Annotated in this window: 14 protein-coding genes; 3 read left to right on the top strand and 11 right to left on the bottom strand. The window is 54.4% G+C overall.

All coding sequences use genetic code 11. The features are described 5' to 3' along the window. Position 1: 1 nt before the first annotated feature. From Q4E64_RS09550 to Q4E64_RS09600, 11 genes are all read right to left on the bottom strand, one after another. A complete protein-coding gene (locus tag Q4E64_RS09550) occupies positions 2–931 on the bottom strand; it encodes an ABC transporter permease (protein WP_303167656.1) in 930 nt (309 codons plus the stop codon). 5 nt (positions 932–936) lie between these two features. Beyond that, complete coding sequence (locus tag Q4E64_RS09555; RefSeq protein WP_303167658.1) at positions 937–2,418, bottom strand: sugar ABC transporter ATP-binding protein; 1,482 nt, start codon at positions 2,416–2,418, stop codon at positions 937–939. 66 nt (positions 2,419–2,484) lie between these two features. Further along, positions 2,485–2,883 carry a D-ribose pyranase gene (rbsD, locus tag Q4E64_RS09560; protein ID WP_303167659.1) on the bottom strand — a complete coding sequence of 133 codons (399 nt, stop codon included), beginning with the start codon at positions 2,881–2,883 and terminating at the stop codon, positions 2,485–2,487. Next, the gene (rbsK, locus tag Q4E64_RS09565) at positions 2,883–3,764 is read right to left on the bottom strand and encodes a ribokinase (protein ID WP_303167660.1); all 882 of its coding nucleotides are present in this window, start codon (positions 3,762–3,764) and stop codon (positions 2,883–2,885) included. The genes rbsD and rbsK overlap by 1 nt, the downstream gene beginning before the upstream one ends. A gap of 27 nt (positions 3,765–3,791) precedes the next feature. Continuing rightward, the gene (locus Q4E64_RS09570) at positions 3,792–4,730 is read right to left on the bottom strand and encodes a hypothetical protein (protein WP_303167662.1); all 939 of its coding nucleotides are present in this window, start codon (positions 4,728–4,730) and stop codon (positions 3,792–3,794) included. A 5-nt stretch (positions 4,731–4,735) separates the two neighbouring features. Then, a complete protein-coding gene (gene pyk, locus Q4E64_RS09575) occupies positions 4,736–6,487 on the bottom strand; it encodes a pyruvate kinase (protein ID WP_303167663.1) in 1,752 nt (583 codons plus the stop codon). A 14-nt stretch (positions 6,488–6,501) separates the two neighbouring features. Beyond that, positions 6,502–6,696: a hypothetical protein gene (locus tag Q4E64_RS09580; protein WP_293729135.1), complete on the bottom strand. Its 195-nt coding sequence runs from the start codon at positions 6,694–6,696 to the stop codon at positions 6,502–6,504. A gap of 100 nt (positions 6,697–6,796) precedes the next feature. Next, positions 6,797–7,996, bottom strand: coding sequence for an electron transfer flavoprotein subunit alpha (locus tag Q4E64_RS09585; protein WP_303167664.1), 1,200 nt, complete (start codon positions 7,994–7,996; stop codon positions 6,797–6,799). A 10-nt stretch (positions 7,997–8,006) separates the two neighbouring features. Further along, on the bottom strand, positions 8,007–8,801 hold the full coding sequence (locus Q4E64_RS09590; protein ID WP_303167665.1) for an electron transfer flavoprotein subunit beta/FixA family protein: 795 nt from the start codon (positions 8,799–8,801) through the stop codon (positions 8,007–8,009). 79 nt (positions 8,802–8,880) lie between these two features. Beyond that, entirely contained in the window at positions 8,881–12,285 is a 3,405-nt protein-coding gene (locus tag Q4E64_RS09595; protein ID WP_303167666.1) for a DNA polymerase III subunit alpha, read from the bottom strand. 30 nt (positions 12,286–12,315) lie between these two features. Next, complete coding sequence (locus Q4E64_RS09600) at positions 12,316–13,692, bottom strand: sodium:solute symporter (RefSeq protein WP_303167690.1); 1,377 nt, start codon at positions 13,690–13,692, stop codon at positions 12,316–12,318. 271 nt (positions 13,693–13,963) lie between these two features. Between Q4E64_RS09600 and Q4E64_RS09605 the strand changes: the two genes are divergently transcribed. The 3 genes from Q4E64_RS09605 (at position 13,964) to Q4E64_RS09615 (ending at position 19,465) form a co-directional block, all read left to right on the top strand. Next, entirely contained in the window at positions 13,964–15,814 is a 1,851-nt protein-coding gene (locus Q4E64_RS09605) for an NAD(P)-binding protein (RefSeq protein WP_303167668.1), read from the top strand. Continuing rightward, the gene (locus Q4E64_RS09610; protein ID WP_303167669.1) at positions 15,808–17,535 is read left to right on the top strand and encodes a [FeFe] hydrogenase, group A; all 1,728 of its coding nucleotides are present in this window, start codon (positions 15,808–15,810) and stop codon (positions 17,533–17,535) included. The genes Q4E64_RS09605 and Q4E64_RS09610 overlap by 7 nt, the downstream gene beginning before the upstream one ends. A 190-nt stretch (positions 17,536–17,725) precedes the next feature. Continuing rightward, positions 17,726–19,465, top strand: coding sequence for an NFACT family protein (locus Q4E64_RS09615; RefSeq protein ID WP_303167670.1), 1,740 nt, complete (start codon positions 17,726–17,728; stop codon positions 19,463–19,465). Positions 19,466–19,469: the final 4 nt, after the last annotated feature.

A 19,469-nucleotide genomic window follows, 5' to 3' on the forward strand; every position in this document is an offset into this window, starting at 1 on the left:
CCTAAGATTTTTTGCGGTCCATCAGGACTGCCAGCAAAATTACAATACCCTTGACAACTTGTTGGTAAAAGCTGGATACGTTTAAAATATTCAGGCCGTTATTCAGCGTGCCGATAATCAACGCGCCGATAATAGTGCCCGCAATGCGTCCCTTGCCGCCGGACAGGCTGGTACCGCCCAAAACCACGGCGGCGATAGCGTCCAGCTCATAGCCGGTGCCCGCAGTGGGCTGCGCGCTGTTCAAACGGCTGGTCAAAATAGCGCCCGCCATACCGCACAGCATACCTGTAATAGTATACGCAAAAATTTTGATGCGGTCAATCTTAATACCGGCAATAAACGAAACCTTTTCGTTGCCGCCTACGGCGTAGGTTTTGCGTCCCAGCGTAGTTTTGTGCAGAATAAAATAGGAAACGGCGAACATTAAGAGCATCATAATAGCGGGCACGGGCAGACCCATCAAATATCCCTGACCAAATTCATGGAATACTTCGCTGTCCGTCAGGCTGCTGATAGGGTTGCCGTTGGTATAAACCAAAGTCAAGCCACGGAAAATAGTCATCGTAGCCAGGGTAGCGATAAAGGGAGCCACCTTGCCGTAGGTAATTACCAGGCCGTTGACAGAGCCTAAAACAGCGCCAATAACGCAGGCCAGCACAATGCCCAGAACCGGGTCCATACCGCCCTTGATAAAGCTGCCCATAAGCACGCTGGACAGGGCCAGAATACTGCCTACGGACAAATCGATGCCGCCGGTCAGGATAACGAAGGTCATGCCAAAGGAAATCAAGGCATTGATGGATACCTGGCGCAGCAGGTTTTTCAAGTTGCTGGGGTCGATAAAGCTGCTGTTAAGGCAGGAAATGACCGCAAACAACGCCACCAGTCCGATAACGGAGCCGGATTTTTTTAAAATCGCTTTGATATTCATTATACTTATTGCCCTCCCGTTGCCAGCGACATAATTTTTTCCTGATCGGCTTCGTCGTGCAGTAGCTCTCCGGCAATGCGCCCTTCATGGATAACCATAATGCGGTCGCTCATGCCCAAAACCTCCGGCAGCTCCGAGGAAACCATAATGATAGAAACGCCGCTAGCCGTTAATTCATTCATCAGCTCGTAAATATCGCGTTTAGCGCCTACGTCGATACCGCGGGTAGGCTCGTCCATAATGATGATGTCAGGCTGCATGCCCACCCATTTGGCAATAACCACCTTCTGCTGATTGCCGCCGGACAAGGCTCCGGCCTCCAGGCCCAAATTCTGCGCCTTAACGCCCAGCTTAGCGGCCATTCTATCGGCAAAAGCAGTTAATTTTTTAAAATTGATAACGCTGTTTTTAGCGAAAGCGTCCACACTGGGCAAGGCAATATTGCGCATAATGGAAAAATCCAGAATCAGGCCCTCGCTCTTGCGGTTTTCCGTTACAAAGCCAATGCCTGCGTTAATAGCGTCCTCCGGCTTTTGAATGACCAGCCTTTGCCCGTTGAGCACCAGCTCGCCCTTCTTGCAGCTATCCACGCCGAAGATAGCGCGCATAATTTCCGTGCGACCTGCGCCCATCAAACCGGCCACGCCCAAAATTTCGCCCTTGCGCAGGTTGAAATTGATATCGTGGAACAGCCCCGGCTGTTCAAAATGCTTAACCTCCAGCACTACCTCGCCGGGCTTATTGCGCCGTGCAGGATAAAATTCGGTAATGGAGCGGCCCACCATATCTCGGACAATCTGTCCCAATGCGTATTCACCCACCGGCTTAGTCGCCACGGAAACGCCGTCCCGCATTACGGTAATAGTATCGCAGTTATTAAAAACCTCCTCCATGCGGTGGGAGATATAGACCATAGCAACGCCCCGCTGCTTCAGGGAGCGCATCACCTCGAACAGCTTTTCCGTCTCACGCTCCGTCAGCGCCGCCGTCGGCTCGTCCATAATGACTACCTTAGCGTCCAGCAGCAAATTACGCACAATCTCCGTCATCTGCTGCTGCCCCACGGAACATTCGCCAGCTTCCATATCCAGCGGCAGCTCGATGGATATTTCGCGGCATTTTTCCTCCGCAATACGGCGCATAGCCTTGAAATCCACAACGCCCATGCCGTTGGTGATGCTGTGCATCATAAACAGATTTTCCAAAATGCTCAGATTAGGCCAAATATTTAATTCCTGATGAATAAAAGCAATACCGTTGGCTTCGGCCTCCAAGGGATTTTTAAAGCTTACCTCGCGCCCGTCCACAAAAATCTGACCCTTATCCTGCTTATGGATGCCCGTCAGAATATTCATCAGCGTGGATTTACCGGCGCCGTTTTCGCCCATCAAGGCGTGTACCTCACCGCTTTTCAGCTTCAGGTTAACGCCCTTGAGTACCTCGTTGGAGCCAAAGGCCTTGTGGATATCTCTTAACTCTATTTCCATAAATATACCCATCCTCAAAACGCGCCGACAGCGGCCGGATACCGTTACGCCGCCGCGCATTTTTTCTTAAAAGAATACGTTGCTGTGCAAAATAACATTGGCGTAAGGCGTAATCTCGCCGGTGCGGATAACGCATTTCGCTTTTTTGGTAGCCTCCTTGAATGCCTCGTGGTCAACGTCCACCAGCCACTGCTCCGTGGGGAACAGCGCTTTCATAGCGGCGAAAACCTGCGGATTGCGGCCTTCCATCTCCCCCGCGATTTCCACCTTTTCGATGACCATATTTTTAGCCACCTCGGTCACAACCTCCATAAAGGAAGGCGTGCCGAGCTTCAAGGCCAGATCTATTTTCTGCACGCCGGCAGGCACGGGCAAGCCGCAGTCGCCGATAACGATAGTATCCGTATGACCCAGATCCGCCAGCACCTTAGCGATAGCGCTGTTTAACATACCACCCTTTTGCATTATTTCAACATCTCCTCTACATCCTGCAAATACGGCATCCCGCTTTGCGCGCCCAGCTTCTGCACCGACAGCGCCGCAGCCGCATTAGCAAAGCTGATGCTGTCGTACAGGGATTTGCCGTTGGCCCGCGCTACGGCAAAAGCGCCGTTAAAGGTATCGCCTGCTCCCGTAGTATCCACGGGCTGCACCTTAAAGCCCGGCACATTATATACCTGACCCTTTTCCGCATAGGCCACGCCCTTGCTGCCCAAGGTCATGATTACCTTCCCCTGGTTGCGTCCCAGAATATCGGCCTTGCCCTGACCGGCAAACAATACTGCCGCCTCGTGCTCGTTAGGCGTCAGATACGTTACCTTATCTAAAAGCTCCTGCGGCACGGGCGCTACCGGCGCAGGATTCAGCAGCACGGGTACGCCTGCAGCCGCGCATTTTTCAATAACGTAGGTATTGACCGCCGCCGGAATTTCATGCTGCAAAAGCACCATATCCGCCTGAGCAATGGTTTCCCAGGCCTCGTCAACCAGGGCCGGCGATACTAAATCGTTAGCGGCCTTGATAACGATAATGCTGTTGTCGTTTTCCGCCACGGTAATGTGCGCCGTGCCACTGTTTTCGCCGGGCAGCACCTTTACATAATCAGTATTGATATTATTTTTCTCCAATGCCTCCAGCATCAGCTTGCCGTAGACGTCGTCGCCTACGCAGCCCACCATGGCTACCTCCGCGCCCAAACGCGCTGCGGCTACGGCCTGATTGGCGCCCTTGCCGCCGGGAGAAATGGTCAGACCCTTGCCGAAGATGGTTTCGCCCGGCTTAGCCCAACGCTCGCATTCCACCGTAACATCAATATTACAGCTGCCGATTACTACAATTTTTGCCATAGTCAAAACCTCAATCTATCACTATATTTAACAAATACGCTCCAGCAGCTCATGATACGCGCCGGTTACGGCGCTGGGCTGCATTAAATCCTCTAAAAAACGCGCCTGACGGCGGCTGGTTTTAGGTAGCGAACGCTGCCAATAGCCGATAGCCAGCTGCAAAAGCCGCCGCAGCTCCTGAAGGCGCTTTTCATCGTTAGCCGCAAGCCGCCACAAAAACTGATACCATTGACGGAAAATTTCCATATCGTCCTGCATAGTGCTGCGGGCGGCATTGCTCACTAAATTGCGAATACTGCGCAGCGTCAGCAGCAAATAGGCCGCCTGCTCGCCAGTGTCCGCACCGGCGCGACCGGCCCGCCTTACAAGCAGCAAATATAGAAGCGGCAGCTCCGGATAGGCGGCGCAGGCTTTAGGAAAGCCGTCCCAGCGGGCGAACACCGTAAAATGCAGCGTCAGCCGCGACAGCAGCCGCTGCCAAAAGGCAACGTCACGCCTGCGTACAACTCCCCACACTACCTGCCGCAGCAAAAAGCGCGCCTGCAAGCGCCAGCCCCGGCGGGCAAGCCGCGCCGTCAGGCTCAGCCATTCATTCCAAAAGCCGTCGGTCGAATCGCTGCCGCCGTGTACCCGCAACCAGCGGCGTACAAGCGTCTGCAGTATGGGCAGCTCTGCTTCCAGCTGCCGGTCGCACATAGCAAAAGCCAGATTTTGCAGAAACGCGCAGCCCGCCTGCTCCTCCTGGCCGACAGCAACCTCCAGCCGTAGCTGCGCCTCCAGCAGCCAGTCGGTAAACAAGTCCTGACGGCGGCGGCGCAGCGCCGCCAATAAAGCGTCGCCCGCAACTCGCAGCAAGGCCGCGTCCGCCGTATTCTGTAAAACGCTGCTGAAAGCGGCTCGCGCCTCCGCATCTTTATTTTGCCGCACATACAGGCAAATTTCTAAAGCTAAAGCCCTGTCGTCCATAAGGCCTACAGGTTAATATCACCTTCGTAAACGTCGCCGCTGACCGGGTCCACCGTTACCAGCGCGCCGTCCGGCAGCAGACTGGTAGCCTTGGCCGCGCCTACGATAACGGGCAGGCCGCAGGTAATGCCTACGATAGCCGTCGAAGAAGTCAAGCCGCCCTCCTCGGCAATGATGGCCGCCGCCTTAGCGGAAGCGGCGGGAACATATTCGTCGTTCAAAACGTCCACGACCAGTATATCGCCCTTTTGCAGCTTATCGCGGAAGTCGCTTGCGCTGCTGGCGATGCAAATGCGCCCGGTTACGGATTTGCGTCCGATGCCGGTGCCGTTAATAAGTTTGTTGCCCACAGTAACCACCTTAATTAAATTGGTACTGCCCGGAGTGCCGATAGGTACGCCGGCAGTTATAACAACGGAAGCTCCGTCGCCGATAGCGCCGTTATGCAGAGCGCATTGCAGCGACAGCTCGATCATTTCGTCAGTATTAGCCGAATAGGGTCCCAGAATAGGCTGAACGCCCCAATACAGCTGCATGGCGCGCACGCTCTTTTCCAAACGGGACACAGCCACAACCGTAGAACAGGGCTTGTACTTGGCAATCATCCGCGCCGTAAAGCCGGATTCGGTAATGGTTAAAATAGCGTCCGCCCTGATTTCCTGCGCAATCTGCACCGTGGCATGGCTGATAGCGTCCGTGGAATGAATGCGCTCGCTGATGCCCTTCTTTCTAAACAACGCCACATAGTCCAGGGACTGCTCCGTGCGCATGGCAATCTTAGCCATGGTCTGCACAGCCTCCAAAGGATATTTGCCCGACGCTGTTTCGCCGCTGAGCATGATAACGTCCGTGCCGTCGAAAATAGAATTAGCCACGTCGCTGGCTTCGGCGCGGGTAGCGCGGTAGCTGCTGATCATGCTTTCCAGCATCTGGGTTGCGGTGATAACAGGCTTGCCCGCCTTATTGCAACGGCTGATAATATCCTTCTGCACCAAAGGCACATCCTCCGTAGGAATTTCCACGCCCAAATCGCCGCGAGCCACCATGATGCCGTCGGACACGTTAATAATTTCGTCGATATGCTCTACGCCGGCTTCATTTTCAATTTTAGAAATGATGCCCATGCGCACTCCGGCTTCCTCCAGCACCTTGCGGATAGCGATAACGTCGTCCGCTTTCTGCACAAAGGAAGCGGCTATATAATCCATATCGTGCTGCGCGGCAAAAAGGATGTCGGCTCTGTCCTGCTCCGACAGGAAGGGCAGCTTGAGCTCCACGCCGGGGCAGGCCACGCGCTTGCGGGAGCTCAGCTCGCCGCCGTTGACTACCACCGTATGAATTTTGCAGCCCTCGATAGCCGTAACGCGCAGGGACAAAAGACCGTCGGCCAGCAAAATACGGCTGCCTGCTTCTAATTCCTGCGGCAGTCCCGCGTAATTAACATGGGCCATCTGTTGGTCGCCCAAATAATCCTCTGTAGTCAGGGTGAATTCGTCGCCCTCCTGCAAAAATATTTTATCGTCGGCAAAAAGGCCTAACCGCATTTCCGGACCCTTGGTATCGGCAATAGTAGCGACTACCTTACCGGCCTGAGCCGCCGCCTGACGCACCAGCGCCAAACGCTTTGCATGATCCGCATGGCTGCCGTGGGAAAAGTTGAAGCGCGCCAAATCCATACCGGCCTCAATCATCCTTTGCAGCAGCTCTGCGTTATCCGTACTGGGGCCTACTGTACAAATGATTTTCGTCTTTTTCATCGGAACTGTTCCCCCTAGCATTGAAACTTATTTTCACACAAAACCTCGTAAGCGTCCTCCGCTTCGGAAACGGGCACGCAGATTTCGTAAGCCTTGGTATGCTTGCCGCCTGCGCTCTTTACCCGCACCAAAAAGCCGTTGTCCGTCAGCAGCTTTTGCAGCCGCTGGGCCATAGCCTCGGTTTGAGCGATATACAAAACTTTCCACATGATTCGTACAACTCCATTGTGATTGATAGCTTCACTTATATGCAAAGTAGCTAGAGGCAGGCTGAATAGGATTCAGTGCGCCTCTAGCCGTATAAATTATTTATTCCTTATAGGCCTTGATTTTAGCGATCAGCTTAGGCAATACGACGTTCACATCGCCTACGATGCCGTAATGAGCCACGGTGAAAATAGGCGCGTTGGCGTCCTTATTGATAGCCACAATGATATCCGATTCTTTCATGCCGGACAAATGCTGAATAGCGCCGCTGATGCCGCAGGCGAAGTAAATGCGCGGAGCGACGGTTTTGCCGGATTGGCCTACCTGCTGGGAATGCGTGAGCCAGCCTTCGTCCACAACTGCGCGGGAGCCCGCTACGGCGCCATTTTCAAACAGGCCTGCCAACTCTTCCAGCAGTGCGAATTTATCCTGGCTGCCCATGCCGCGACCGCCTGCCGCGATAACCTCGGCGTCCTCGATTTTAATGGTATTACCGCCGGCCAGAGGAGCCTTGCTCAGCAGCTCAACCTTGGATTCAGCGCCTGCTGCCGGGGTAAAGGCGATAACCTCGCCGGTGCGTCCTGTATCCGGAGCCAGTGCCTTGAACACCTTGGGACGAACGGTGCCCATTTGCGGACGGTGCTCGTCACAAACGATGGTGGCGTAAATATTGCCGCCCAAAGCCGGACGGGTCCAGGCTACCAGCTTATCCTCGGTCATATCCAGAGCGGTGCAGTCGGCGCACAGGCCGGTGTGCAGGCGTGCCGCTACGCGCGGAGCCAGGTCGCGGCCGTCGCTGGTAGCGCCCAGTACCAGGGCAGAAGGCTTATATTCCTTAACCAGCTGGCAAACTGCATCCGTATATAAATCAGTATTATAATCCGCATATTGAGCGCCCGTTACCACATAAACCTTTTCTGCGCCTGCGGCGATCAGCTTCTGCGGAATATCGCCCGCTTCGGCGGCTATCAGCACGGCGCAGCATTTTTCACCGGCCTTTGCAGCCAGCTCGCTGGTAGCGCCCAGCAGCTCGTAGGTAACTCCCATAGGCTCGCCGTTTTCCAGCTCGGCGATAACCCACAGGTCCGCGCCCTGATTATTTTCCACAGCCTGCTTCTCAGCGGCAGCAGCTTCCGGAGCGATAGCCTCTACCGGGCATTCTCCCACGCAAGCGCCGCAGGAAATGCAGGACTCGCCGTCGACCATAGCCTTACCGTCAACCATACTAATTGCGCCTACGGGGCAAACTGCCTCACAGGATTGGCAGCCAATACATTCTTCTCTATTTACTTTCATTGCCATTACATTCACCTCAGCGAGAAATAATTTTTGCTGCTACCAGCTTATCGAACAGCATATCCACGGCCTTATCGGCATCCTCTTCCGCAATAATTTCGCTATGGATTTCAGGCGGAACCGGCGTAAAGGACTTTTTAACCTTAGTCGGAGAACCAACCAGACCCACGGCGGCCTCGTCAATACCCAGGTCGGCGACGGTCAGCGTCGGGATCTTAGCCTTGCGGGCCTTCATCTTGCCTTTAATGCTGGCAAAGCGCGGCTCCTTTTCCGCTTTGGTAATGGTAACCAGCAGCGGCGCAGGAGCAGCCATGGTCATAGAGCTGCTTTCAGTTTCGCGCTCGGCGATAAATTTGCCGTCCACATATTGCAGGCTCAAAGCGCCGGTAATCTGGGGAATGCCCAAATGCTCGGCAATTTCCGGGCCAACCTGAGCGGTATCGCCGTCCACAGCCTGCTTGCCGCACAGAATCAAATCAAATTCGCCCAAATGCTTAATAGCGGCAGCCAAAGCCAGGCTGGTAGCCAGTGTGTCGGACCCGGCCAAAGCGCGGTCGCTGAGCAAAGCGGCCTCATCCGCGCCCATCGCGATAGCTTCCTTCAAAACGTCGGTAGCCTGGGGCAAGCCCATGGAAACGACGGTAACCTTAGCGCCCTCTTTATCCTTGAGGCACAAAGCGGTTTCCAAAGCCTGGCGGTCGAAGGGGTTCATGATATTCTCCACGCCCTCGCGCAACAAGGTGCGCGTTTCCGGATTAAACTTGACTTTTTCCGTATCCGGCGTTTGTTTAATACATACTATAATATTCATTTGCAGCCTCCTTGCAATTCTTATAAGCATATTCTTGTATATATTCTAACATTTTTACTAATGGCCTTGCAAGCTTAATCTACATAAAGCATCCGCGACCAAGGATTTTTTCTATATCCGCTTTGAAGCCGTCCGTATCGCTGCTCACCCAAAAATTAGGCGTCGTTTTAATCACTCTGCGCGAGCCCAGCAGCCGCAGGTAAACCACATCGCCGCCGGGATATTTTTTAAACACCTGCATCAGCTCCCGCTGCACCAAAGCGTTTTCCAGGTAGCCTGGTATCCGCAGGCGTACCTCCTTAGGTCCGGCGTTGGATAGCTTGCGCACGGACATCGCGACAATTTTATTTTCCCGCTCGTCCACGCTGAAGCGCCCTTCGACAGAAACGATATTTTCCTGATAAATCTCCTTCAAGCATTGATGATAGGTTCTGGCAAAAACCAGCACTAAAAACCTGCCGGTAAAATCCTCCAGCGTCAACAGCGCCATGGTTTCGCCTTTTTTGGTCGTCTTAATAGTGCAGGAGGAAATGATACCCGCCACGCGCACCGTCTGCCCGTCCGCAATAGCGGAATCGCCCATAAACTGATGCAGCGGCATATACTGCTTCATAACCTCTTTATATTCGCTTAACGGATGGTCGGTAACGTAAAATCCTATCAGCTCTTTTTCATTCTGCAAAATAGTCTGCTTGGGCATTTCCGGCACATCTGGCAACTTAATATCTGCGGCAGCCAAATCGGCGTCGTCGTCAAACAGTCCCAACTGACCGCTGGCCTGATCCTTTTGATAAGCCATGCCCAAATCCACAACTCTGTCCAAAACGGCCATCAACTGGGAACGCTTGGCGCCAAAGGAATCCATAGCGCCGCAGCAGATCAGATTTTCAATAACCCGTTTATTGACACTGCGCATATTGACGCGGCTGCAAAAATCCAACAGGCTGGTAAAAGGCCCTTCCTTATCCCGAGCCGCAATAATCTCGTCCACCGCCGAATCGCCCACGCTCTTGATACCCGCCAGGCCGAAACGAATGGCCTTATTTTTGTCTACGGTAAAGTGCAGGCCGCTCTTATTGATATCCGGCGGCAAAATAGCAATATTGGCATTGCGGCATACCGAAATATACCAGCTCAGCTTATCGCTGTCCAAAATTACGCTGTTCAAGAAAGCCGCCATAAACTGCGGCCGCCAGTGAGCCTTTAAATAAGCAGTCTGATACGCCACCAAAGCGTAAGCTACGGAGTGGGATTTATTAAAGCCATAACCGGCAAAATGCTGCAAAAGCGCAAAAACCTTCTCGCTCAAAGCGCGGGGAATGCTATGCTCCCGCTGCGCGCCCTCGATAAAGGCCTGCCGCATGGAATCCAGCTCCTTGGCCTTTTTCTTGCCCATAGCGCGGCGCAGAATATCGGCCTGACCCAGGGAAAAGCCTGCCAAAGCGGAGGTTATCTGCATAACCTGCTCCTGGTACAGAATAACGCCGTAGGTATCCTCCAAAATCGGCTCCATCAACGGATGCAGCACCTCGGCGGTACGCTGCCCGTGACGTCCGGCAATAAAGTCCTCGGCCATGCCGGTGCCTAAGGGGCCGGGGCGGTACAAAGCCACCAGCGGTATTAAATCCTCAAAGCTTTCTGGAGCCAAATCCACTACCAATTTAGTAATGCCCGCCGATTCCAGCTGGAACACGCAGGAAGTATCGCCCTGACGCAGCATGGCGCAGGTCGCCTCGTCCGCCAGAGGAATATTATCTATATCTATTTTTTCACCCGTCGTCTGCTCGATGAATTTAATACAATCGCCAATAACCGTCAAGGTACGCAGGCCCAAAAAGTCCATCTTGAGCAGCCCCAGATTTTCCACCTTGTCCTTGTCGTACTGGGTAATAACGCCCGTACCCTCGCTGCTCAGCTGCAGGGGCACATAATTGCACAAATCGTGGGGCGCTATAATAACGCCTGCGGCATGCGTACCGGCGTTGCGGGGCAGCCCCTCCACGCTTTTAGCCAGGTCGATAATCTGCTTGACCTCCGGCCGCGTATTATAGGCCTCCTTTAAATCGTTGCTGGCAACCAGCGCCTTGTCCAAAGTCATGCCAAGCTCACGGGGGATGAGCTTGGCAACCTCGTCGCAAATGCTGTAGGACATACCCAGGGCCTTGCCCACGTCGCGCACTGCCGCCCGCGCCTGCAAAGTGCCGAAGGTAATAATCTGCGCTACCCGCTCCTGACCGTAGCGGCGCACCACATAATCCAGCACCTGATTGCGCTTCATATAGCAAAAATCCGTATCGATATCGGGCATGCTGACGCGCTCCGGATTCAGAAAGCGTTCAAAAAGCAGATGATAGCGCAGCGGGTCGATATTCGTAATCCGCAGCAGATAGGCCACGATACTCCCGGCAGCGCTGCCGCGTCCCGGTCCTACTAAAATATCGTGCTTCCGGCAATAGCTGATAAAATCCCACACGATGAGGAAATAGCAGGCATAGCCCATTTCGTTGATAATATGCAGCTCAAAATCAAGACGCTTCCGTACCTCGTCGGTTATCTCCGCATAATGCGCCGGCAAAGCCTGCTCGCACAAATAGCGCAGATAGCTGGCGGCGTCGTAGCCATCCGGCACGGGGAACTCCGGCAGCAGCAAATGGGCAAAATCCAGCTGCACATTGCAGCGGTCGGCAATGAGATTAGTATTCTCCAACGCTTCGGGGCAATCGCTAAAAGCTGCCGCCATTTCCTCATAGCTCTTCAGATAAAAGCTGTCGTTGGGAAAGCGCATTCTGTTAGGCTCGTCCACCGTGCTGGTAGTCTGAATGCACAGCAGAATATCCTGCGCCGCAGCGTCCTCCCGGCGCACATAATGCAGGTCGTTGGTCGCCACCACCTTCAGTCCGAATTCCTGCGCCAGCTGCTTCAAACCGGCGTTAGCCCGGCGTTCCTCCTCTAGGTCGTGGTTCTGCAGCTCCAAAAAATAATTATCCTTGCCAAAAATATCTATATATTCCTGCACGCAGCGGCGGGCACCGTCCATATTGCCCTGGGCAATCAGCCGCGGCAGTTCGCCTGCAATACAGGCGCTCAGACAGATAACGCCCTCACTGTTGGCGCGCAGCACGTCCTTATCCACGCGGGGACGGTAATAAAAGCCCTCCAGATGCCCGATGCTGACAATCTTCATCAGGTTATGATAGCCCGTATCGTTTTCTGCCAGCAGAATTAAATGGTACATATCGCGGTTGTTTTTTTCCAGATGCGAGCCCGGCGCCAGATATACCTCGCAGCCGATAATGGGCTTGATGCCCTGCTTTCTGCATTCCTGATAAAACTCTACCGCGCCATACATCACGCCATGGTCGGTAATCGCCAGGCTGTCCATCCCCAGCTCCTTGGCGTAGGCCACCAGCTCCGGAATTTTAGACGCGCCGTCCAGCAGGCTGTATTGCGTATGCACATGTAAATGTGTAAATCGTTTCGTCATTGTGGTTTCCTTTTACCTTTTATATAATACTTACTCTTTCCTTCCCCACCACAGTCCTATGGCCAAAAAAATCAAATTATAGAACAGCGCGGGGAACAAGCTGTTGATCTGCCAAGGGCTGATATACTTCCAAAAGACAGCCGCAAAAATACCGGCCGCCATAGCCGCCACGCCCATGGACGCGCGTACCCTGCCCGGAAAGAAAATGCAGAAGGTCAGAGGCAGGAAGATGCCGCTGCCGCGCAGAGCCATGGACAAATAATTCCATTCCAGCACCGACGAATCCAAATGGAAGAAAACAAAGATTACGGCGCAGACAGCCGCCGTCAACACGCTGAAACGGCTGGCCCACAGCAAATTAGCGGACGTAGCGCCGCGCCACAGCTTACTGATAATATCACGGGAAAGCATGGTGCCGATGCCCAGCGAAAGCCCGGCAATAGAGGACAGCGCCGACAGCAGCACCGCCGCCAGTCCCACGCCCCCCAGCCAATCTGGCAGATAGGTAGCAAGATACAGCGGCAGCGCGTCGATGGAGCTTATTTGCGGATGCTGCGCATGCATGAACATGCCGATAACAACGGAAGGCAAGCCCACGGGAATAATAACCACAGCCGCAGCCACGCAGCCAGCAGCAGCAGTTTTGCTGTCCTTAGCGCTGAACAAAGCCTGCACATAGGTCTGCGTGGAAATAACGCCCACGACCATGGAAGCCAGGCTTACCAGTCCGTCCTCCATGCCGCGGCCGAAAAGGCTGAACCAGGGATGCGCAGGGAAAGCCGCCTGCAGACCCTGCCAGCCGCCTGAATCCGTAAAGGCTAAAAAGCCGCCGACAAAGATAGTGCAGAAAATCAGGCAGATTTTAATAAGCCCCGCCATGCCGCTGCCGCTAATGCCGCCGAAAAAGACAAAGCCCGCAGTAATCAGCACAATAAGTACACCTGCCGTCGTCAGATTCACGTTAAAAATACCGGCCACTAAATGCAGCGCCGTCAGCGTACTGGCTACAATACTGAAAAAAATACCGGCAGAGGACGACAGGGTAGCCAGCCACCCCGCACGCTTACCGTAATTCGTCACTAAAAATTCCGCCACTGTGGTCAGTCCGCTGCGGCGCAATGGTCTGGCGTAAAAAGCCGCCATAACCAGCAGCGCGATGCCGCTGCCCAAGGTAAACCACCAGGCCGTCAGGCCCAGCGTAAAGCCCAGCTGCGCAGTACCTACGGTAGCAGCGCCGCCGACCAGTGTGCCGATGATGCTGCCTGCGACGAGCCCCGCTCCGGCGCTGCGTCCGCCCACATCATAATCGTCAGCCGATTTAATTTTTCTGGCAGCAAGAATGCCGGGCAGCATAGTCAATACAATGGTCACAACCAGACTTACTAAATGTACTGCCGATAACTTCATCACTAATACACCTTCTTCATATAACTGTCAGCACTTTACTACTGGGGACTAGCACACAAAACACCATATTAAGTATACCACATTTCCGTCAAATTGAAAAATCTATCTGCTCATATCAAAATAAACCCGCTGCCGCGCCGCTTTTCTCACACCACTGTAACTATCTGTACATATAATTAAGGGCCGACATCCTTGCGGAAAGCAAAAGTTTTCGCTATAATATAATGTATACCCAAATTTTAATTAGTGTATGCTTTTTTGGAGGATGAATATGAGTCGTTTAAAAATTGAAACACCTGACCAAGCCCAATTAACAGTCGAACGCTTATATAAAGACCTTGAGCGACACATCATCGCCAGCCCTCCGGGACTGTGCCCTGTAGATCTGCAGCTTTCCTTTTTAAAAGTCTGCCACGCTCAAACCTGTGGTAAATGCGTTCCCTGCCGCGTTGGCCTTGCGCAGCTGCAAAACCTGATGGAAGACGTTCTAGACGGCAAAGCAACCATGCAAACCCTTGACCTTATCCAAAGCACCGCCGAAAACGTGGCCAACAGCGCCGACTGCGCCATCGGCTACGAAGCGGCCAAAATGGTGCTGGCAGGTCTGGAAGGCTTCCGCGAAGATTATATTAACCATATAAAGAAGGGCAAATGCTCCGTGCATGTGCATCATTCCATTCCCTGCGTGGCCCTGTGCCCGGCGCAGGTGGATATTCCCGGCTATATTGCCTTGGTCGGCGCAGGCCGCTACGCCGACGCCGTAAGGCTCATCCGCAAGGATAACCCCTTCCCCACCGCCTGCGGCCTCATCTGCGAGCATCCCTGCGAGGCCCGCTGCCGCCGCAATATGATTGACGCTTCGGTTAACATCCGCGGCTTAAAGCGTATGGCCGTGGACAACGCTCCCAGCAATACCGTACCGGTTCCGGACAAGCAGCCTGCCACAAATAAACGCATCGCCATCATTGGCGGCGGTCCCAGCGGCCTTGCAGCAGCCTATTATTTAGAGCTTATGGGCCATCACGCCGTCGTTTTTGAAGAAAAGAGCAAGCTGGGCGGCATGCTGCGTTACGGCATTCCCGCCTACCGCTTCCCCCGCGAACGCCTGCAGGAGGATTTGGACGCCATCCTGTCCACCGGCGTAGAGGTACACCTTAATTGCAAGGTGGGCAACGGCGAGGGAGAAATCCCCTTTGAAAAGCTGCGTCAGGAATTTGACGCCGTTTATATCGCTATCGGCGCACACACCGATAAAAAAATCGGCATCGACGGCGAGAATTCCCGCGGCGTCATCAGCGCCGTAGAAATGCTGCGCTCCATCGGCGAAGATAAAATGCCCGATTTCGCAGGCAAAACCGTCGTCGTTATCGGCGGCGGCAACGTAGCCATGGACTGTACCCGCAGCGCCGTGCGTCTGGGAGCAAAAAAAGTCGTCATCGCTTACCGCCGCCGTCAGGACGATATGACGGCGCTGCCGGAAGAAATCGAAGGCGCCGTAGCCGAGGGCGCAGAGCTGTACGGCTTAAAGGCCCCGCATCACATCGAAGCCGACGCCGACGGCAACGTGGCCGCCCTGTGGGTAGAACCGCAGATTATCGGCCCTATCGACGCCTGGGGACGCGCCCGTCCCATTCACGCCGACGTAGAGCTGCAGCGCATTCCCTGCGACATTATCGTCGTAGCCATCGGCCAAGGTATCGAGCTGCGCCCCTTTGAGGAAGCCGGCATAAAAATCAAGCGCGGCACTATTTCCGCTCTGTCCAGCAGCGAGCTGGCCAATACCGAAGGCGTTTTTGCCGGCGGCGACTGCGTAACCGGCCCCGCCACCGTCATCCGCGCCATTGCCGCAGGCAAGGTGGCCGCAGCCAATATCGACGAATATTTAGGCTACCAGCATATTATTACCTGCGACGTGGATATTCCCGATCCGGCCATCGACGATAAGCGCCCCTGCGGCCGTATCCAGCTGACCAATCACGAAGCGGGCCAGCGCAAGAGCAATTTCGAGCCCATCGAACGCGGCATGACCGTACAGGAAGCCTGCCAGGAGGCAGGACGCTGCCTGCGCTGCGATAAATTTGGCTTCAGCACCCTGAAAGGAGGCAGAACCTTAAAATGGTAAACCTAAAGATTGACGGCTTCGACGTAGCCGTTCCCGAAGGCACAACAATTATGCAGGCCGCTGCCGCCGCAGGCATCGACATTCCCCGTCTGTGCTATTTAAAGGGCGTCAACGAAATCAGCGCCTGCAAGGTCTGCGTAGTAGAAATACAGGGACAGAACCGCGTAGTTACCTCCTGCACCACGCCGGTACAGGAAGGACTTGTCGTATATACCAATTCTCCCAAGGCCCGCAGCGTGCGCCGCACCAACGTAGAACTTATTTTGTCCCAGCACGACTGCCTGTGCGCCACCTGCGTGCGCAGCGGCAACTGCAGCCTGCAAAAGCTGTCCAACGATCTGGGCATTTACGATATTCCCTTTGAACGCGACGTAGTGGATACCCCCTGGAACCAGGACTTCCCTCTGATCCGCGACTCAAAAAAATGTATAAAATGTATGCGCTGCGTCCAAATCTGCGATAAGATTCAGGACCTGCACATCTGGGACGTTCAGAACACCGGCGCACGTACCACCGTGGACGTAGCCGGCAATATCTCCATCGAAGCCTCCAACTGCAGCCTGTGCGGCCAGTGCATCACCCACTGCCCCGTAGGCGCGCTGAAGGAGCGCAACGACGTGCCCAAAATTTACGAAGTGCTGGCCGATCCCGCCAAGGTAACGGTAGTGCAGGTGGCTCCCGCCGTGCGCACTGCCTGGGCCGAAGCCTTTAACCTGCCGGAAGAACTGGCTACGGAAGGACGCATGGTCGCAGCCCTCAAGCGCGTAGGCTTCGATTACGTTTTCGACACCACCTTCGCCGCCGACGTAACCATCATGGAGGAAGCCAGCGAACTGCTGGAGCGTTTGCACAACCCCGACGGCCACCGCTGGCCCATGTTTACCTCCTGCTGCCCCGGCTGGGTAAGTTATGTGACGAAAAAATATCCCTCCTTCGTTGCCAACCTATCCACCACCAAATCGCCGCAGCAGATCTTCGGCGCTATCGCCAAATCCTTCTTTGCCGAAAGGAAAGGACTTAAGCCCAAAGAAATCTGCTCCATTTCCATCATGCCCTGCGTTTCCAAAAAGCGCGAGGCAGCACTGCTGTCCATGCGCAGCAGCGGCGCTCACGACGTCGATATCGTGCTCACCACCCGCGAGCTAATCCGCCTGCTGCGGGCCGAGCATATCAATCCAGCCACTCTGCCGGAGGAGCCCTTCGATAACCCGCTGGGGCAAAGCACCGGCGCAGGCATCCTCTTCGGCGCAACCGGCGGCGTTATGGAAGCGGCGCTGCGCACAGCCTATCACGCCGTTACCGGTCAGGAAGCTCCCTTTGACGCCTTCGTCAGCGTGCGCGGCGAGGATGGCCGCAAGGTCAGCGAATTTACTATCGGCGGCGTTACTCTGCGCACCTGCACCGTTAGCGGCCTGGGCAATGCCGGACGCCTGCTGGACGACCTGAAAGCAGGCAAGGTGCATTACGATTTTGTCGAGGTTATGGCCTGTCCCGGCGGCTGCGTAGGCGGCGGCGGTCAGCCCATCCACGACGGCCAGGAACGCGCCGGGATGCTGGGCAAAAAGCTGTATAAGCTGGATGAAAAGCGCTGCCTGCGCCAGTCCCACAATAATCCCGACGTCATCGCGCTGTACGACGGCTTCTTCGGCAAGCCCCTGAGCGAAAAGGCTGAAAAGCTGCTGCATTCCGACCATCTGAAAGAGAAAAATTATTTAGTATAACGCTAACCCGCAACAAAAATAGGATTCATTTGGCAATAAGTGAATCCTATTTTTTATATATTCCCTAATTTTATCTGCCAGCGTCAAGTCTGTACTAATATAAAAATGTAGAGTATAATAATGAAATAAAGCGATAGATGGAGCCTCCCTCAACGCGGGAGCGTTTTCTGCATCCGAAAGGAGCTCATACATGAATCTGGAAGGACTTACTCTCAAGCTGCTCGCTGACCATTTAAACGGCGAGCTTTTGGGCAGCAAAATCTATAAGATCTTTATGCCCAATCCCCACGCGCTTTTGCTGCTGGTGCGCCGCAGCCGCGACGTCTCCGCTCTCATGGGCGATATCAGCGGCGGCAGCCCCGCCCTGTACATTCCCGATAAACTACCGGAAAATCCCGAAACGCCGCCCAGCTTCTGCATGCTTTTGCGCAAGCATTTAGAGGAAGGCCGCATTACGAAAATCAGCCAGAGCGGTCTGGACCGCATTATTACTTTAGAAATCGATTTGCTGGGACAATCCAGCCGCATCATTACCAAAAAGCTGATTTTTGAGCTGACGGGCAAAAACGCCAATATTCTGCTAGTGCAGGACGATATAATTATCGACAGCCTCAAGCACATCGGCGCGGCTCAAAGCAGTTACCGTACTGTTTTGCCGGGCAAGCCTTACGTCGCGCCCCCGCCCCAGTCCGGCCTGAATATTTTGACCGACGACCCGGCTGCCATCGTCAGCGCCGCCAACAGCCTGCCCAGCGCTAATTTTGCCAAAGCTTTCGTCAGCGCCACCACGGGCGTGGGCAAAGCCACCTCAGGCGAGCTGCTGGCCGTTGCGGATATCCTGCCGCAAACCGTGCGTTTGGAAATGTCGGAAGCCAAAGCACTGACAGCTGCCATCAAAGCCTTGCAAGAACGCGTCAACAGCGGCAGCGCTCCGGTTTACACCATCGTCAGCCGTACTAATCAGGTTAAAACCATTTTAACGCTGCCGCCGCAAAATTTAGAGCCGGGCGCCAGCGTCAAGGAATTTGCCAATATCAACAGCGCTATCAATTACGCCGTCAGCCTGCGGCCCATGCAGCTGCCCCAGCACGAGCAGCTGCAAAAGCTGGTAATTGCCGAAACGGGCAAGCTCAACAAAAAGCTACAAGCCTTGCAGCAGGATTTGGCCCACGCCGACGATGCGGAACAGCAGCGCATCCTGGCCGACACGCTTATGGCTAATATTTACCAAATAAAAAAAGGGCAGACCTCGGCCCAGCTGCTGAATATTTACGACGGGCAGCCGGTGCAGATTGCGCTGTCGCCCGTGTTGTCGCCTACGGAAAACGCGCAGGCCTATTACAAACGCTACAATAAATATAAGCGCGCCCAAAGCGAGGTGCGTTTGCAAATCGCCGCCGCCGAAGAGCTGCTGCAATACCTGGCCAGTCTGGATTCTTCGCTGCTGACAGCCACCACTAAAAACGAGGTCGAAGAAATCCGTCAGGAAATGATTGCCGCCGGCCTGCTCAAGCTGCCGGGCAAAAAGAAATATAAAAATACGCTGCAAAAATCCCAGCCGCTACATCTTAAAATCAGCGCCGATACGGATTTATATATCGGTAAAAATAATAAGCAGAACGATTACGTGACCTTTACCTTAGGCGGCCCAAAGGATTTGTGGTTCCACACCAAGGATATCCCCGGCTCCCATGTGATTATGAAAACAGCGTTGCCCCAGCCCAGGCAGGAGGATATCGCTTTGGCGGTGCAGCTGGCCGCCTACTTCAGCAAGGCTCGCGAAGGCAGCAACGTGCCGGTGGACTGCGTGCAGCGCCGTTATGTGAAAAAGCCAGCGGGCAGCAAGCCGGGCTTCGTCATTTTCACCAACCAAACCACCTATTACGCCACGCCGGACAGCGCCGCGCTGGCCAAATATACCGGCGAATAATTTC

The organism is Phascolarctobacterium sp. (genome assembly GCF_030531065.1).
GTDB lineage: Bacteria > Bacillota > Negativicutes > Acidaminococcales > Acidaminococcaceae > Phascolarctobacterium_A.

Excerpts from the sequence above, each read along its gene's own strand:
- Q4E64_RS09550 (WP_303167656.1), bottom strand. The coding sequence starts at position 931 with ATGAATATCAAAGCGATTTTAAAAAAATCCGGCTCCGTTATCGGACTG.
- Q4E64_RS09555 (WP_303167658.1), bottom strand. The coding sequence starts at position 2,418 with ATGGAAATAGAGTTAAGAGATATCCACAAGGCCTTTGGCTCCAACGAG.
- rbsD (WP_303167659.1), bottom strand. The coding sequence starts at position 2,883 with ATGCAAAAGGGTGGTATGTTAAACAGCGCTATCGCTAAGGTGCTGGCG.
- rbsK (WP_303167660.1), bottom strand. The coding sequence starts at position 3,764 with ATGGCAAAAATTGTAGTAATCGGCAGCTGTAATATTGATGTTACGGTG.
- Q4E64_RS09570 (WP_303167662.1), bottom strand. The coding sequence starts at position 4,730 with ATGGACGACAGGGCTTTAGCTTTAGAAATTTGCCTGTATGTGCGGCAA.
- pyk (WP_303167663.1), bottom strand. The coding sequence starts at position 6,487 with ATGAAAAAGACGAAAATCATTTGTACAGTAGGCCCCAGTACGGATAAC.
- Q4E64_RS09580 (WP_293729135.1), bottom strand. The coding sequence starts at position 6,696 with ATGTGGAAAGTTTTGTATATCGCTCAAACCGAGGCTATGGCCCAGCGG.
- Q4E64_RS09585 (WP_303167664.1), bottom strand. The coding sequence starts at position 7,996 with ATGGCAATGAAAGTAAATAGAGAAGAATGTATTGGCTGCCAATCCTGT.
- Q4E64_RS09590 (WP_303167665.1), bottom strand. The coding sequence starts at position 8,801 with ATGAATATTATAGTATGTATTAAACAAACGCCGGATACGGAAAAAGTC.
- Q4E64_RS09595 (WP_303167666.1), bottom strand. The coding sequence starts at position 12,285 with ATGACGAAACGATTTACACATTTACATGTGCATACGCAATACAGCCTG.
- Q4E64_RS09600 (WP_303167690.1), bottom strand. The coding sequence starts at position 13,692 with ATGAAGTTATCGGCAGTACATTTAGTAAGTCTGGTTGTGACCATTGTA.
- Q4E64_RS09605 (WP_303167668.1), top strand. The coding sequence starts at position 13,964 with ATGAGTCGTTTAAAAATTGAAACACCTGACCAAGCCCAATTAACAGTC.
- Q4E64_RS09610 (WP_303167669.1), top strand. The coding sequence starts at position 15,808 with ATGGTAAACCTAAAGATTGACGGCTTCGACGTAGCCGTTCCCGAAGGC.
- Q4E64_RS09615 (WP_303167670.1), top strand. The coding sequence starts at position 17,726 with ATGAATCTGGAAGGACTTACTCTCAAGCTGCTCGCTGACCATTTAAAC.